This window comes from Pseudobutyrivibrio sp. AR14 (genome assembly GCF_900101325.1).
Classification (GTDB): domain Bacteria; phylum Bacillota; class Clostridia; order Lachnospirales; family Lachnospiraceae; genus Pseudobutyrivibrio.
The window spans coordinates 210968-228232 of sequence record NZ_FMUY01000002.1; the positions used below are offsets into that span (position 1 = coordinate 210968).

Below are 17265 nucleotides of genomic sequence, written 5' to 3' on the forward strand. Positions count from 1 at the left end.
CTTACTTAGTCGATTAATTGAACAATACGCTAATATTACTTTTATATTCTGGAATTGAATTTGCTTTGCGGATTTTCTTTATGGTCTTAGTATCATTTGGAAAATTTCTTTCCCAATATGCTATAAATTCCTTCATGCGATGAAGGACAGGCTTTTCTCCGGAAAGAAGGTCAGTATATTGGATGAGTAAATCATCATGAAATGATTTAAAGATCTTAAGGTCTAGAGGAGTTTCTTCTAGGCCTTTTTTGTATGCCAAAACAAGACCTGGATTAGCTAGAAGTCCGCGGCCTATCATGATTGCATCAATAGATGGGTATTTGGCAAATGTATTATTAATATCTGATACAGTAACTATGTCTCCATTGAAAACAAGTGGAGCATTAGAGTGAGTAATTGCGTAATCAAAAAACTCTGGCTTCAAATGCTCTCTGTAGAAATCCTTTTGAATACGAGGGTGTATAGTTAACTCTGATATAGGATATTTGTTATATATGTCTAGAATCTCGTAGAATTCATCGGGCTCTAGCTTGCCTAAACGGGTCTTAATGGAAATATTAGGAGCAGTACAACCTTTTTTACTACAAGCTGATTCTAGGCCCTCAAATACCTTATAAAGCATGTTATCAAGCATCTCAGTGTAGAAGAGCAGACCTGAGCCCTTTTTTTTAGCCACAACTGTACCTGATGGGCATCCAAGATTGAAATTGATTTCTCTATATCCTAGAGCTGCTATTTCTGAGGCAGCCCACAAAAAATGCTCAGCATCATTTGTTAAAAGCTGAGGGACAGTGGTTTCTATATTATTTTTTTCAGGATCAATCTGATTGAACTCTCTTGTAGTGAACTTGTAAGTGGAGTTAGGAGATAGGAAAGGAGTGAAGTATTTGTCCACGCCTCCGTAGTATTTTTCAAAGGTGTTTCTGAAAATGCTATCTGTAACGCCCTCAAGAGGAGCAAAGTATATTTTCTGTTTCATAAAATATCTCCGATAAGTGGTGGTATAAGCAAAGCTTACAATAAAAAACTCCAAGGTTGACGGGACCTTGGAGTAAGTATTTAAATATTATTAAGCAAGTGTGTTAACAAGCTTTGTAAGACGAGATACCTTACGGCTTACAGTGTTGTCATGATAAACACCCTTTGAACCAGCCATCTCGATAACCTTGATAGCAGCCTTAAGCTCAGACTCAGCAAGTGCCTTATCCTTAGCTTCTACAGCAGCCTCAACACGCTTAACGTATGTCTTAACCTCAGATCTGATAGCTTTGTTTCTCTCTGTCTTAACAGCTGTAACTAATACACGCTTCTTTGCAGACTTGATATTTGCCATGTGTTGCTACACCTCCAATTTTTATGAATTAAATAATTTACAATAAATTGCGCTGTAGCCGGACACGGACAGTTCAACGCATACTCGAATATAATAGATAATTAAGTGGGGTTTGTCAATAGATAAACCATATTTTATTGAAGAAATCCCTAAAATATAATAATGCAACCACTGGTTGACAAATTGAAAAGTAAGGTTTCTAGTGGACAGCAAAGACATTTTATATGATAATCTTCGCAAAGACAAATACTTTGCAAAAATCTTTATACATAGAAAGGGAAAATATGATTTTAGCAGAAAAGATTATCGACGAAAGAAAAAAGCAGGGCTGGTCTCAGGAAGAGCTTGCAGAAAAACTAGATGTATCAAGACAATCTGTTTCTAAATGGGAAGGCGGCCTTAGTACTCCAGAAGTTGAAAAGATTGTAAAGATGGCAGAGTTATTTGGTGTTTCTACAGATTACTTATTAAATAGTAATGTTGAAAAAGAAACCGTAAATAATGTGTACGAGCAAAAGCCATTATATGTTGTTTCATTAAAAGAAGCTACAGAGTTCTTAAGCGTTAGGGCTAATGTATTGAAAAAAATTGCACTTGCTTGTTCAATATGTGTAACAAGCCCAATAATTCCTCTTATTGTTGTAGGCGGTTCATATTTTAATGCTTTGGACCTACCATTAGTAGGTGCAGTTGCTATCGCAATTTTATTTTTAGCTATTCATGTATCATTGGCGGTTATGATTATTATTCGACAGGGATTGAAATTAGAAAATTATCATTACCTATTTAAGGAGAAGTTTGTAATTGAAGAAGGCGTAGAAAAAATGGTAAGAGAAAAGCTTTCTCAGCTAAGAAATAGTGGAATTGCTGCTTTGTGTGGAGGAATTATGCTTTGCATTCTCTCGGCTGTACCAGTGGTAATGGGAGCGCTTCTTCAAGTGAGTAACTTTGTTTTATTATGCCTTATTTCAGTGCTTTTATTTGTGCTCTCAATTTCTATTTATCTTTTTGCTGGAGTATGCGGCGGATGTGTTTCTTACAGAGCATTTCTTCATAATAAGAGTAAGTAGAGGAGAATAAATAATGATTTTAATGATTATGACAAAAATAATGCTTTTACCATTAAAAATCCTTGTTGGCGCAAGAGTTATAGTAACGATTATTAAAATATTTCTATCGATTTTATAAATTACTTGTCCAACAAGAATTGAGAGAGTACCTGATTGCTGACGTCTATTCCAATATCTGTGAGGAATAGGCGTCCTTCTTTTGCATCCATAAAGCCCTGATTCTTAAGAGCAGTGATGATTGGTCCATAAATTGCCTCAATATCGATTCCAAACATCTGGTAGAAATCTGACCTTGTAACACCTTCAATTTTACGAAGACCAAGGAACATAAACTCCTCCATGGCATCTTTCTTAGAAAGGACTTCTTCTGAGGCATAGTAAGGAGAGGTGTGTTCAGATGGGACATTTTTGCCGGCGGCTATGGCTTCTGATATTTCACAGTACTTATAAATGTCACGAATGTTGTCGGTTCTGACATTATTAAATAAAGAGGCAGAACCTAGGCCAAGGCCTAAGTATGGAACACGGTCCCAATAACCTACGTTATGGCGGCAGATCTTACCATTTCTGGCATAATTGGAAATCTCATAGCGCTTGTAGCCCTTATTCTCCAAATATTCCATTGTAAATTTATAAAGGCGATAAGATTCTTCGTCAGTAGGAAGCTCCTCAGTAGGCATGCCAGCCTGCTGTTTAACTGCGTCGAATTTGTACTTATCGTAGAAAGGGGTGCCCTTTTCAATGATAAGAGAGTATGCAGAAATATGCTCAGGACGAAGCAGAGTTACTGAACTAAGAGTCTTTTCTAGCTTTTCTATGGTCTGATGTGGAAGGCCTGTCATAATGTCCACATTTACATTGTCAAAGCCAGCCTTTCTAACCAAGTCAAAGGTGTGTAAAAAGCGATTGTAATCGTGAATACGGCCTAGTTCCTTAAGCTCATCATCGTTGGCAGACTGAAGGCCAATGCTAAGTCGATTAATGCCGATAGAACGATATACATTAAGCTTTTCAGATGAGAGTGTACCTGGGTTGCATTCAACGGAAATTTCAGCAAGAGGATCGATTTTAAAAGACTGCTTAACGGTAGTGATGATTGCATCCATCAAATCCTCGGAAAGCCATGATGGTGTACCGCCACCGATATAAATGGTAGAAACAATACAGCCAGGATGTTTAGCAGAAACATATTTTATTTCATTACAAAGAGCAGCGACATAACGTCGCTGCATTTTTTCATCAAAGACTCCAGAAAGGAAGTCGCAATATAAACATTTTTTCACACAAAAAGGTATATGAATATACAGTTCGATAGGAGTCATATTAGTCCTCATCTAATTTAAGAACGCTCATGAAGGCTGCCTGTGGAATCTCTACATTGCCAACCTGACGCATTCGTTTTTTACCTTCTTTTTGCTTTTCAAGAAGCTTTTTCTTTCGAGAAATATCACCACCGTAGCACTTGGCAAGAACGTCCTTACGCATAGCCTTAACTGTTTCACGGGCGATAACCTTTGAACCAACAGCTGCCTGAATAGGAATCTCAAACAAGTGACGTGGAATTTCATCCTTGAGCTTCTCACACATTTTACGACCACGCTCATAAGCTGTGCCAGAGAATACGATGAATGAAAGGGCATCCACTTCTTCTTTATTGATAAGAATATCAAGCTTAACAAGCTCTGACTTCATGTACCCCTTCATCTCATAATCAAATGATGCGTAACCGCGGGAACGGCTCTTAAGAGCATCAAAGAAATCGTAAATGATTTCGTTAAGTGGAAGAGTGTATTTAATAAGAGCTCGTGTCTCTTCAATATATTCCATGCTGATGTACTGACCACGACGCTCCTGGCATAAATCCATGATTGCGCCGATGAAATCAGAAGTAACCATGATTTCGGCCTCAACAATAGGCTCTTCCATGTAGTCGATTTCAGATGGATCTGGCAGATTGCTAGGATTTGTAAGCTCGATCATTGTGCCATCAGTTTTATGAACACGATAGACTACCGATGGAGCTGTAGTAACAAGGTCAAGATTGTACTCACGTTCAAGTCTCTCCTGAATAATCTCTAAATGTAAGAGTCCAAGGAATCCACATCTAAAACCAAAACCAAGAGCAACAGAGGTCTCTGGCTCAAACTGAAGAGCAGCATCATTGAGCTGAAGCTTCTCTAAAGCATCTCTTAAATCAGGGTATTTAGCACCATCTGCTGGATACAAACCACAGTAAACCATAGGATTAACTTTTTTGTAACCAGGAAGTGGCTCTGGAGCTGGCTTATTAACGTGAGTGATAGTATCACCTACACGTGTATCTCTAACATTTTTGATGGAAGCAGTCATGTAACCAACCATTCCTGCTGGAAGTTCGTCGCAAGGAATAAACTGGCCTGCACCAAAATAACCGACCTCTACTACATCAAACTCAGCGCCTGTTGCCATCATGCGGACCTTGTCGCCTACCTTGAGGGTGCCTTCCTTTACTCGACAGAAAACAATAACGCCCTTGTATGGGTCATATAAAGAGTCGAAGATAAGTGCTTGAAGAGGTGCATTTACATCGCCCTTTGGAGCAGGAAGCTGATTGACAATTGCCTCTAAAACATCGTGAATATTAAGACCAGTTTTAGCGGAAATCTGAGGAGCATCCTGTGCCTCAAGTCCGATAACATCCTCGATTTCTTCAATGACGCGCTGTGGGTCAGCGGAAGGTAAATCGATTTTGTTGATTACAGGAATAACATCAAGGTCGTGATCAAGAGCCAAATAAACATTGGCAAGAGTCTGTGCCTCGATTCCCTGTGCTGCATCAACAACAAGAATAGCCCCATCGCATGCTGCAAGGGAGCGAGAAACTTCATAATTAAAATCTACATGTCCTGGAGTGTCGATAAGATTGAAGATGTACTCCTGACCGTCATCAGCCTTGTATATAATACGAACAGCCTGGGACTTGATTGTGATACCACGCTCACGTTCAAGATCCATATTATCAAGAACCTGCGCCTGCATCTCACGATCTGTCAAAGTTCCTGTCATCTGTATAATACGATCAGCAAGAGTAGATTTACCGTGATCGATATGTGCTACAATACAAAAATTTCTTATTTTACTCTGATCCATAAATTACCTCTATAAAAAATACTGAATTTATCTTACCAAAGGATTAGAAAAATAACAATTTTAAAATGATATTCTCAAGTAAGATAGGCATAACAAGAATTGAAAAGCGGATAGCAAGAATTCAATAGCGAATATATTCCGGAATTGTTACATTCAACTCTGGACGTGCAATAAGTACGAAATAAATTGTTGGAGGTTATGGAATAATGAAAAAGAGATTATCGCACATTATGTGTGCAGGGCTGGCAATATGTATGATTTTTACATTAGCTGCGCCAATTACAGTACGTGCTGAGAAAAATTACGATGCTTACAGTACTACAGAAGCTGAGGATGCACATTATCTATATGATTGTCAGGTGAAAACAGAGGATGATACAACTTATCTTGCCATGAAGCCGAATGACACATTTTCTGATTACTATTGCCTTGATAGAGGGTATAAGAGCTTTGAACTCACCTATAGAGCAAAAACTCCTACATCTTTAACAGCTCGCATCTATCGTGAAGGAGGCCCTAGCTTCATGTATATCCTCCTTGAGCCTACTGATGGCGAATTTGTAACAAAGACATATGAAATTCAATATCCAAGAGATAGATATTACTATGACCTTATTTTTTCATGTGGTAGAGCTGATTTAGAAATTGATTCCTATAGATTTATTGCTACAGATGAAGAGAATGTGGACGAGAATGTAGAGGAAACAGAAGATACTCCAGTAAGTCAGGCTGCCTCAGAAGAAAAGGGCAACACTATCAAATGCGATGTGAATAAGTGGAGCAATGGCGGTTCTGCAAATGTTGTTATTACTAATGAATCTAATAATACATCAGAAGGCTGGAAAGTTAAGGTTAAAAAAGGTGACTTTAAAATAGACTGTTTCTGGAGTGCAAACATGGTAGAGGAAGATGACTATTATATCTTTACGCCATGTGATTGGAATAAATCTATTTGCCCAGGAGATTCAGTCCAGTTTGGATTTAATATCAATGGAAACTTTGGCGATTCAATAGATTACACATTAGAATAGTAATAAGCCAAAATAAAGCGCGTAGGATGTTTCCTACGCGTTTATTTTTTTGACTGAAATTCAACGTTTCCTATCTGGAAATTTATCATAGAATTCCTTTTTATCTTTATACATGCGCTCATCTGCATAATGCATAGCCTTTCTAAGACTGCCTCCTTTTGCATCATAATATGTACCGATAGCAAAATATAACCAATCTGGATTACAGGCTTTCTCTCGTAGTAAATTGATTTTTGCTTCAAATTCTTCCTGGGTACTATGAAGAGAGATGATAGTAAACTCGTCACCTCCAGCGCGATATATTTGATCGCCTACAAACACTTCCTTCAATAAAATAGCAGCCTCTTTTAGTAATTTATCACCTGAACCGTGACCCTGTTCATCATTAATATTCTTAAGGCCATTAAGGTCACAGAATGCCACGCTAAATGGCTGTGGGTTGAGCTTTAGTTTTAGAGAAAGTTCATCCACATTTATGTTCATGCAGTTTCTGTTTAAGACTCCAGTTAAAATATCTACGTTGCTAAGATATTCAAGCTTTTCCATAAATATATGATTAGCAATTTCTGCAGTAAGGAAGAAAGAAACCAGTTCTATAGCTTCTTTGATTTTTACTACATTATCACTGTTGAAATCAGTTAAATACAGGTAGCCAATAATTTCTCCCTGATGTATGAAAGGTACAAGAGCAAGGGTGTGAACATCGTTTTCACGCATATGTTTTACCCAATCAGGCGCCTTTTTTTCAAGGACAGCCATATCATGTTCATCCTTAACGATAATAATGTTAGTTTCAGATAGAGCAGCTTCCCAAGTGAGAAACATTTTAAAAGGAGTAGAAGAGAAAAGCTCTTTAATGGTGTTATCCATTTTTTCTCGCATAGATTCACTGATGATTTCCCGGGATTTCTGTTCCTTATCTATAGTTAAAATACATGCGGCAAAAGAATCGGTATATTCTCTTAAGTCATTAGTGACTTTATTCATACTTGAATAGAATTCGGTCTCATCTCTAAGCTCTAAGCAAGTTTTTAATACAAAGCTTGAAACGTCAGGTGATACTGCAGCATATTTTCCAGCGTCTAAATCTTTGTTTAGTGTATAAAGAAACAGACAGTAAGAAATATTATCTGGATGAGAACATTCTACAGGGAGCAAGATATCCTCGGTCCAATAACCGTACAGTTTTCTGGTATCTACATATGTGTGAATATGCTCGCCTTTCCATGCTGCTCGAAAGCAGATTTCTTCAAAATTAGGTTCTTTTGGAAGGTTGGTAGTATATGGTTGTCCTTCGATTAGAGTGTGGATTTCATCATAGGTTATAGTTTTATTATTACAATCATTTGCTGCTATAAACATGTCGTAATAGCCCCTTTTGAAGGCTTCATTGATTGCAAAAAAGCGCACATCACCACAAGAGCCATCTGTGTTTTTTTCCACTGAGAAGACGGCTCCCGGAAGAGTGAAGCTATTAACCATTGTTTTTAACTGAGTGTAAACACCTGATTCCATAAAACAATCCTTTTGCGCTGGTTAATGGTCATCGGCAAATCACTACAATAAATATTAATAAAAAAATGTGCCATTATTGTGAAATGGGGTAATGAAAAATCCTTTTATATTAAAGAAATAAAGGATTTATAAAAAAAGTCTAAAGTCGGTTGACAAACCTTTTATGTAGGTGTAAATTAACATCAGAAAATGATTAGCACTCCATTGAGATGAGTGCTAACAAGAAAAGTATTTAAATTATTGATTACTAATTTCTTCTTGAAGTGAGGTGAATGTATGGCTGATACAGAGCTTGATGAGAGAAAAGTTAAGATTTTAAATGCAATTATCAAAAACTATCTGGAGACGGGTGAGCCGGTTGGTTCCCGTACCATTTCAAAATATACTGATTTGAATCTCAGTTCCGCTACTATTAGAAATGAGATGTCGGATTTAGAGGATTTAGGTTATATAGTTCAGCCTCATACTTCCGCAGGTCGTATTCCTTCTGATAAGGGCTACAGATTCTATGTTAACAATCTGATTGCTTCAAAAGATAAGGAAGTTTCAGATATGAAGGAATGGATGATAGAGCGAGAGGAGAAAATGGAGACACTCCTTAAGAATGTGGCAAAGGTACTAGCTACAAACACTCAGTATGCTACATTGGTTTCTGCTCCATCAGTTATTTCAAATAGATTAAAGTTTATCCAGCTTTCAGCTGTTGATGAGAATCAATTGCTTTCAGTAGTTGTCATGGATGGCAACATAGTTAAGAACAAAATCATTAATGTGGACAAGCCACTTGATAATGAGACATTACTTAAGCTTAATATGCTTTTAAATACTAATCTAAATGGACTTTCAATTGACCAAATTAATTTGGCAGTTATTTCTAAGCTTAAGGAACAGGCTGGTATTCACGATGAGATTATCTCTCAGGTTCTTGATACAGTAGCTGAGACAATTACTCAGGATGAGGATTTGCAGGTATATACTTCTGGTGCTACCAATATTTTTAAGTACCCAGAGTTATCTGATTCTAAGAAGGCATCAGAACTTCTTGATACATTTGAAGAAAAACAGTCTTTGATTGAGCTCCTTACTGATAAGTCATCTGATGAGGAGACAGGCATCCAAGTATACATCGGTGATGAGAGCCCAATTTCCACTATGAAGGACTGTTCGATTGTTACAGCAACATATGAGCTTGGTGATGGTGTTAAGGGTACTATTGGTATCGTAGGTCCTAAGCGAATGGATTATGAGAATGTTGTTGATAATATAAAGAGCCTTAAGGGGCAGCTTGATAAGCTCCTGAAAAAAGAAGGCAAAGATACATGATAGATATAAGGAGAAATAATAGTGGCAGAGAATAAAGAAAAAATGGAAGAGTTCTCTACAGAAGAAGCAGTTAAAGAAGCTGTGGAAAATGCTGAAGAGATGACCGAAGAAGCCGCTCCTGAAGCAGAGGCACAAGAAGCCGAAGCTAAGGATGATAAGGATTCAAAAAAAAGCTTAAAGAAAAAAGAAAAGAAAAAAGATAAGAGAGACGAGCAGATTGAGCAGCTTAATGACAAGGTAATGCGTCAGATGGCTGAGTTTGAAAATTTCAGACGTAGAACTGAAATTGAGAAGTCTCAGATGTTTGCAACAGGTGCAAAGAGCATCGTAGAAAAGATTCTCCCTGTAGTAGACAATTTCGAAAGAGGTCTTGCTACAGTTGAGGAAGGGGCAGATCCATTTGCAGATGGAATGCTTATGATATACAAGCAATTACTTACAACACTTGAAGAGGTTGGTGTAAAGCCAATCGAGGCTGTAGGTCAGGAATTCAATCCAGACTTCCACAATGCAGTAATGCACGTTGAGGATGAGGAAGTTGGCGAGAACATCGTAGTGGAGGAATTCCAGAAGGGTTACATGTATAACGACACTGTAGTCCGTCATTCAATGGTTAAGGTTGCGAACTAAAATGATTTTATAAGTCGAGCAAATCGACAATCAAATTAAGAAAGACTTAATTAGTAAGATTTATTAAGTAGGAGGATATAAATCATGGGAAAGATTATTGGTATCGATTTAGGAACAACTAACAGCTGCGTTGCTGTTATGGAAGGTGGTAAGCCAACTGTTATCGCAAATACAGAGGGCGCTAGAACAACACCATCTATCGTTGCATTTACAAAGACAGGTGAGAGACTTGTTGGTGAGCCTGCAAAGCGTCAGGCAGTTACAAACGCTGAGAAGACAATTTCTTCTATCAAGAGAGATATGGGTACAGACAATGGCCGTATCATCGATGATAAGAAGTATAGCCCACAGCAGATTTCAGCTATGATTCTTCAGAAGCTTAAGAGCGATGCTGAGAGCTACTTAAATGAAAAGGTTACAGAGGCTGTTATTACAGTTCCTGCTTACTTTAACGATGCTCAGCGTCAGGCTACAAAGGACGCTGGTAAGATTGCAGGTCTTGATGTAAAGCGTATCATCAACGAGCCTACAGCAGCTGCACTTGCTTATGGTCTTGATAATGAGCAGGAGCAGAAGATTATGGTATATGACCTTGGTGGTGGTACATTTGATGTATCTATCATAGAGATTGGTGATGGAGTTATCGAAGTTCTTGCTACAGCTGGTAACAACAGACTTGGTGGTGATGATTTCGATCAGAAGATTACAGATTGGATGCTTGCTGAGTTTAAGGCAGCTGAAGGTGTAGATCTTTCAACAGATAAGATGGCTCTTCAGAGACTTAAGGAAGCAGCTGAGAAGGCTAAGAAGGAGCTTTCATCTGCTACAACTACAAACATCAACCTTCCATTCATCACAGCTACAGCAGAGGGTCCAAAGCACTTTGATATGAACCTTACACGTGCTAAGTTTGATGAGTTAACACACGATTTAGTAGAGGCTACAGCAGGTCCTGTTAATCAGGCACTTAAGGATGCAGGTCTTAACGCTTCAGAGCTTTCAAAGGTACTTCTTGTTGGTGGTTCTACAAGAATCCCAGCAGTTCAGGATAAGGTAAAGGCTCTTACAGGTCATGAGCCAAGCAAGACACTTAACCCAGATGAGTGCGTAGCTATCGGTGCTTCTATCCAGGGTGGTAAGCTCGCTGGCGATGCTGGTGCAGGCGATATCCTTCTTCTTGATGTAACACCACTTTCACTTTCAATTGAGACAATGGGTGGTATTGCAACTCGTCTTATTGAGAGAAATACAACAATTCCTACAAAGAAGAGCCAGGTATTCTCTACAGCAGCTGATAACCAGACAGCAGTTGATATTAACGTAGTACAAGGTGAGAGACAGTTCGCTAAGGACAACAAGTCACTTGGACAGTTCAGACTCGATGGTATCCCACCAGCAATGAGAGGTGTACCACAGATCGAGGTTACATTTGATATTGATGCTAACGGTATTGTAAACGTATCTGCTAAGGATTTAGGTACAGGTAAGGAGCAGCACATCACAATTACAGCTGGTTCTAACATGTCTGATGATGATATCGAGAAGGCTGTTAAGGAAGCAGCTGAGTTCGAGGCACAGGATAAGAAGCGTAAAGAGGCTGTAGATACAAGAAACGATCTTGAGAGCTTTGTATTCCAGACAAAGAAGGCTCTTGATGAAGTAGGCGACAAGATTGATGCAGCTGACAAGTCAGCAGTTGATGCTGATATCGAGGCAGCTCAGAAGCTTCTTGATCAGTATCAGACTCCAGAAGAGATGAGCGATTCACAGATTGGTGAACTTAAGGCAGCTCAGGAGAAGCTTACAGAGTCAGCACAGAAGGTATTTGCTAAGATGTATGAGCAGGCTCAGGCAGCTCAGGGAGCAGCAGGTGCAGGCCCAGATATGAGCCAGTTCACTGGTGCAGGCGCTGGCGCAGCAACAGATTCAAATCCAGCAGATGATGTTGTAGATGCAGATTTTAAGGAAGTATAGAATTGAATAATTCATCAGAATTATTCAATTCGTATTTGGCATGATTTTCGAAACTTGATTTTGAAAATCATGTCAAACGAAGTTGGATTAAAGAGCACATTTCCGAAGTGTGCTCTTTAACCGTATGTAGATTATTTAAAGGATACTATTATGGCAGAACAGAAAAGAGATTACTATGAAGTACTTGGAGTTTCCAAGACTGCTTCAGACAGTGAGCTAAAAAGTGCATATAGAAAGCTTGCAAAGAAATATCACCCAGATATGAATCCAGGGGATGCTGAAGCTGAGAAGAAATTCAAAGAGGCTTCAGAAGCATATGCAATTCTTTCGGATGCAGAGAAGAGAAGACAGTACGATCAGTTTGGTCACGCAGCATTTGAAAATGGCGGCGGTGGAGCTGGCGGATTTGATTTCTCAGGTATGGATTTCGGCGATATCTTTGGCGATATTTTTGGTAGCTTCTTTGGCGGCGGTGGAAGAGCAACTTCTAATGGACCTATGCGCGGCGCTAATCTTAGAGCTGCAGTTCATATTACATTTGAAGAGGCAGCATTTGGTTGCGAGAAGCAGATTGAGATTACATTAAAAGAAGAGTGTGCTGCATGTCACGGTAGTGGCGCTAAGCCTGGCACATCTAAGAGAACATGTTCAAAGTGTGGTGGTAAGGGTCGTGTAATGATGACTCAGCAGTCACTTTTTGGAATGGTTCAAAATGTTACTACTTGTCCTGATTGTCATGGTACAGGTGAGGTTATCGATACTCCATGTCCAGATTGTAATGGAACTGGTTATGTGGCACGAAAGAAGAAGATTTCTGTTTCTATTCCTGCTGGTATTGATAATGGTCAGAGTGTTCGCATTCGTGAAAAGGGTGAGCCAGGAAGAAACGGTGGCCCTAGAGGTGACTTGCTTGTAGAGGTTATTGTTGCAAATCATCCTATTTTCCAGCGTAGAGACTATGATATCTACTCATCAGCTCCTATTTCATTTGCTCAGGCAGCACTTGGTGGAGAGGTTATTATCGATACTCTCGATGGCAAAGTTTCATACGAGGTGAAGCCAGGAACACAGACTGATACTACAATCAGACTGAGAGGTAAGGGCGTTCCTTCTCTTAGAAACAAGAACATGCGTGGAGATCACTACGTTACACTTGTTGTTCAGGTTCCAACAGGACTTTCAAAAGAAGCTAAGGAAGCTCTTAGAAAGTTTGATGAGCTTACAGGTAACACAACAGTAGGTGGTCCTAAGACTGTTAAGGCTGAAAAGAAAAAGCGTGGCTTTGCAGATAAAATAAAAGATACAATCAATGATTTATAATTCTCTAAAAGTTTCCAAGAGTTTTCTCTTGGAAACTTTTTTATTTGAAAAGAAATAATTAGATAATCGCCTATTAAGTAAAAAATATGCCATTAATCAGATACAAATAATTCCATGCTAAAAATCCCATAATGATAAAATTGATAATATTATGGGAAAATAATGTATAGGAGAAGGCGTTATGAATAATGAGACATTAAATCGAGCAAAGGAGCTTGTTTCTCAGATGACTTTGGAAGAAAAGATGAGCCAGATGCTTCATCATTCTCCTGCAATTGAGAGACTTGGCATTCCTAAGTATTGTTGGTGGAATGAAGCTCTTCATGGGGTAGCAAGAACTGGCGATTCTACCATGTTTCCACAGGCGATAGGTCTTGGAGCTACTTTTGATGAAGAGCTTATTCATGATATAGCAGATGTTATTTCTACTGAAGGTCGTGCTAAATACAATGAATTTGTTAAACATGAAGATAGAGATATATATAAGGGCCTTACCTATTGGGCACCTAACATTAATATCTTTAGGGATCCTAGATGGGGACGAGGCCATGAGACATACGGAGAAGACCCTTATTTGACGGGGCAGCTTGGAATGGCTTTTGTAAAGGGGTTACAAGGAGATGACCCGGATAATCCAAAGGCTGCAGCATGCGCAAAGCACTATGCAGTTCACTCTGGACCTGAGGGTGATAGACATCATTTTGATGCCAAAGTATCTGATCAGGATTTGTATGACACATATTTATATGCTTTTAAGCGTCTTGTAAAGGATGCAAAAGTTGAAGCTGTTATGGGGGCTTATAACAGAATAAACGGTGAACCTGCATGTGGCAGCAAGCGTATGCTTAAGGATATTTTAAGAGGCCAGTGGGGATTTGAAGGTCATGTTGTATCTGATTGCTGGGCCATTAGAGACTTCCATGAAAATCATAAGGTAACAGGTTGTGAAGTGGAATCTGCAGCACTTGCTGTTAATAATGGTTGCGATCTTAATTGTGGATGCACATATGAAAAGCTGATTTATGCTTATAAGGCAGGTCTTGTCAAGGAAGAGACCATAGATGAGGCTGTTACTCGACTTATGGAAATCAGACTTCGTCTAGGTACTATTCCAGAGAGAAAGAGCAAGTATGATGATATTCCATATGAAGTGGTTGAATGCAAAGAGCATATCGAACTTGCCCTTGACGCTGCAAAGGATAGCTTTGTCCTTTTGAAGAATGATGGTTTACTTCCACTGAATAAAAAGGATTATAAATCTATTGCTGTTATTGGACCTAACTCTGATTCAAGAAGAGCTTTAATTGGAAATTATGAGGGCCTTTCTTCTGAATATATTACAGTTTTAGAGGGTATTCGTCAGGTTGTCGGTGATGATATTAGATTATTCCACGCTGAGGGCACTCATCTTTGGAAGGATAGAATTCACGTAATCAGTGAGCCAAAAGATGGATTTGCTGAGGCTAAAATCGTAGCAGAGCATTCAGATTTAGTTGTAATGTGCCTTGGACTTGACGCATCAATCGAAGGAGAAGAAGGAGACGAGGGTAATCAGTTCGGTAGCGGAGACAAGCCTGGATTAAAGCTTATAGGTTGTCAGCAAGAGCTGCTTGAGGAAATTGCCAAAATCGGCAAGCCTGTTGTACTTCTTGTGCTTTCAGGTTCTGCTCTTGATTTATCATGGGCTCAGAAATCTAATAACGTAAATGCGATAATGCAGTGTTGGTATCCAGGTGCAAGAGGTGGACGCGCCATTGCAGAGGTTTTATTTGGCAAGGCAAGTCCAGGAGGTAAAATGCCTCTTACATTTTATGCCTCTGATGATGACCTTCCTGATTTTTCTGATTATTCAATGGAAAATAGGACATACAGATATTTCAAGGGCACACCAATTTATCCATTTGGTTATGGACTAGGTTATTCTAAAATCGATTATCTATTTGCTTCTATTGATAAAGATAAGGGAGCAATTGGTGATACATTCAAGCTAAAGGTAGATGTTAAAAATACCGGTAAGTATACACAGCATGAGGCTGTTCAAGTATATGTAACGGACCTTGAGGCAAGCACAAGAGTGCCTATTAGAAGCCTTAGAAAGGTTAAATGTCTAGAGCTTGAGCCTGGTGAAACAAAAGAGGTTGAATTTACCCTTTTTGCAAGAGATTTTGCCATTATTGATGAAAAGGGAAAATGTATCATAGAGCCAGGCAGGTTTAAGATTTCTATTGGGGGACAACAGCCAGACGATAGAAGTAAAGAACTTATGGGCAGAGAGTGTGATATTTTCGAAATTGAATTAACAGGCTCTGTTACAGAAGTTGAATATTAATTGAGAGGTGCATCATGGTTATAGCTAACAATCCAATTCTAAAAGGTTTTTATCCAGACCCTTCTATCTGCAGAAAAGGGGATGATTTTTATCTAGTTTGTTCAAGTTTTGTGTATGCTCCGGGAGTACCGATTTTTCACACTAAGGATTTGGCGCATTTTGAGCAAATTGGAAATATATTAGACAGAGAAAGTCAACTTCCATTGTCGGGAGATATATCTAGAGGCATATTTGCCCCAACAATAAGAGAGCATAATGGAATCTTTTACATGATAACAACTAATGTAAGCTCTGGCGGCAACTTTATTGTTACTGCAAAAGATCCAGCTGGTCCTTGGTCTGAGCCTTATTATTTAGGTGAAGATGAGGCGCCAGGTATTGATCCATCTCTGTTCTTTGACGACGATGGCAAATGTTATTACGTTGGTACCAGACCAAATCCTGAGGGAGTTCGTTACAACGGTGATTGGGAGATATGGGTTCAAGAGCTGGATTTAGAGCAAATGAAACTTGTAGGTTCTTCGATGGCGATATGGAAGGGCGCTCTTAAGGATGTTATTTGGCCAGAGGGACCACACCTTTATAAGAAAGATGGATATTATTATCTTTTACATGCAGAAGCTGGCACAAGTTTTGAACATGCTATTTCTGTAGCTCGCTCAAAGGAGCTATTCAAATGGTTTGAGGGATGTCCTAGAAATCCTATATTTACCCATCGAAATTTAGGCAAGGATTATCCAGTATGCAATGTTGGACATGCTGATTTAGTTGATGATATCAATGGCAACTGGTATATGGTGATGCTGGCATCTAGACCATGCAAGGGAAAGTGCAGCTTAGGACGAGAGACATTCCTTGCAAAAGTAATTTGGGAAGACGGATGGCCAGTGGTTAATCCGGGGGTTGGTCGTTTGACTGATGAGGTGGAGATTGACCTTCCTGAATATAGATTCTCAAAAGAGATTACTACAAAGGATAAAATGACCTTTGAAGAGACAGTCCTAGATGATAGATTTGTTGGAATTGAAAGAAGAAATGAGGACTTTTATTCCCTTACTGACAATCCTGGCTTCTTAAGATTAAAGCTTCGTCCTGAGGCCATAGAAAATACTGGCAATCCATCTTACTTAGGAATTCGTCAAAAGACTCATTCATTTAGAGCAAGCTGCGGGCTTAAGTTTACACCAGCAAAAGATAATGAATGTGCAGGAATGGTGTTATTCCAGAATAATGAAAATCACTTGGAGCTTTTAGTTGTAAAGAAAAAAGATAAGCTACAGTTTAAAGTAGGACCAGTTATTAAAGGAACCAAAATCAGACTTGCTACTTTTGATATTTCATCAGGTGATTTAGAAATTATTCTTGAGGCAGCAAATCAGCTGGCTAATATCTATATTAAAAAGAACAACGAAAAGATTCTTGTGGCAGAATGTATTGATTTGAGCCCATACACTACCGAAGAATCAGGCGGATTCGTAGGATGTACCATTGGACTATATGCTTCTTCAAATGGAAAGGCCAGTGAGAACTATTGTGATTATTCCTACTTTACAGTAGAAGAAGTATAGTATTTTCAATGAGCGAATTTGCAAGTTTTATATACGGGATTAA

The 17265-nt window shown here is 38.9% G+C and carries 13 protein-coding genes; 8 read left to right on the plus strand and 5 right to left on the minus strand.

Going from position 1 to position 17265, the window contains the following annotated elements; genetic code table 11:
- Nucleotides 1–13: 13 nt before the first annotated feature.
- A complete protein-coding gene (locus tag BLP50_RS02750; RefSeq protein ID WP_090150612.1) occupies nucleotides 14–979 on the minus strand; it encodes a tRNA dihydrouridine synthase in 966 nt (321 codons plus the stop codon).
- A gap of 90 nt (nucleotides 980–1069) precedes the next feature.
- Nucleotides 1070–1333 (minus strand): 30S ribosomal protein S20, encoded by a 264-nt coding sequence (gene rpsT, locus BLP50_RS02755; protein ID WP_090150615.1) that lies wholly within the window; start codon nucleotides 1331–1333, stop codon nucleotides 1070–1072.
- Between the two features lie 284 nt (nucleotides 1334–1617).
- On the opposite strand from rpsT, the gene BLP50_RS02760 reads away from it, so the two are divergent.
- Complete coding sequence (locus tag BLP50_RS02760) at nucleotides 1618–2403, plus strand: helix-turn-helix domain-containing protein (protein WP_176753659.1); 786 nt, start codon at nucleotides 1618–1620, stop codon at nucleotides 2401–2403.
- Nucleotides 2404–2522: 119 nt separating this feature from the next.
- On the opposite strand, the gene hemW is transcribed toward BLP50_RS02760, so the two are convergent.
- A complete protein-coding gene (hemW, locus tag BLP50_RS02765; protein WP_090150634.1) occupies nucleotides 2523–3725 on the minus strand; it encodes a radical SAM family heme chaperone HemW in 1203 nt (400 codons plus the stop codon).
- Between the two features lies 1 nt (nucleotide 3726).
- On the minus strand, nucleotides 3727–5532 hold the full coding sequence (lepA, locus tag BLP50_RS02770) for a translation elongation factor 4 (RefSeq protein WP_090150635.1): 1806 nt from the start codon (nucleotides 5530–5532) through the stop codon (nucleotides 3727–3729).
- A 206-nt stretch (nucleotides 5533–5738) separates the two neighbouring features.
- Here lepA and BLP50_RS02775 point away from each other — a divergent pair, with 206 nt between their 5' ends.
- Nucleotides 5739–6563 carry a cellulose binding domain-containing protein gene (locus tag BLP50_RS02775; protein ID WP_090150636.1) on the plus strand — a complete coding sequence of 275 codons (825 nt, stop codon included), beginning with the start codon at nucleotides 5739–5741 and terminating at the stop codon, nucleotides 6561–6563.
- A gap of 60 nt (nucleotides 6564–6623) precedes the next feature.
- Here the strand turns inward: BLP50_RS02775 and BLP50_RS02780 are convergent, their stop codons facing one another.
- A complete protein-coding gene (locus BLP50_RS02780; protein ID WP_090150640.1) occupies nucleotides 6624–8078 on the minus strand; it encodes a sensor domain-containing diguanylate cyclase in 1455 nt (484 codons plus the stop codon).
- Between the two features lie 276 nt (nucleotides 8079–8354).
- Here BLP50_RS02780 and hrcA point away from each other — a divergent pair, with 276 nt between their 5' ends.
- The 6 genes from hrcA to BLP50_RS02810 all read left to right on the plus strand — a co-directional run bounded on the left by hrcA (nucleotide 8355) and on the right by BLP50_RS02810 (nucleotide 17222).
- Complete coding sequence (gene hrcA, locus BLP50_RS02785; RefSeq protein ID WP_090150643.1) at nucleotides 8355–9401, plus strand: heat-inducible transcriptional repressor HrcA; 1047 nt, start codon at nucleotides 8355–8357, stop codon at nucleotides 9399–9401.
- A 42-nt stretch (nucleotides 9402–9443) separates the two neighbouring features.
- Nucleotides 9444–10031, plus strand: a complete 588-nt coding sequence (gene grpE, locus BLP50_RS02790) for a nucleotide exchange factor GrpE (RefSeq protein WP_090150974.1) — start codon at nucleotides 9444–9446, stop codon at nucleotides 10029–10031.
- Between the two features lie 84 nt (nucleotides 10032–10115).
- Entirely contained in the window at nucleotides 10116–12005 is a 1890-nt protein-coding gene (dnaK, locus tag BLP50_RS02795; RefSeq protein WP_090150645.1) for a molecular chaperone DnaK, read from the plus strand.
- A gap of 150 nt (nucleotides 12006–12155) precedes the next feature.
- Nucleotides 12156–13325 (plus strand): molecular chaperone DnaJ, encoded by a 1170-nt coding sequence (gene dnaJ / locus BLP50_RS02800; protein ID WP_090150648.1) that lies wholly within the window; start codon nucleotides 12156–12158, stop codon nucleotides 13323–13325.
- A 181-nt stretch (nucleotides 13326–13506) separates the two neighbouring features.
- Entirely contained in the window at nucleotides 13507–15654 is a 2148-nt protein-coding gene (locus BLP50_RS02805; protein ID WP_090150650.1) for a glycoside hydrolase family 3 C-terminal domain-containing protein, read from the plus strand.
- Between the two features lie 14 nt (nucleotides 15655–15668).
- Nucleotides 15669–17222, plus strand: coding sequence for a glycoside hydrolase family 43 protein (locus BLP50_RS02810; protein WP_090150654.1), 1554 nt, complete (start codon nucleotides 15669–15671; stop codon nucleotides 17220–17222).
- Nucleotides 17223–17265 lie beyond the last annotated feature (43 nt).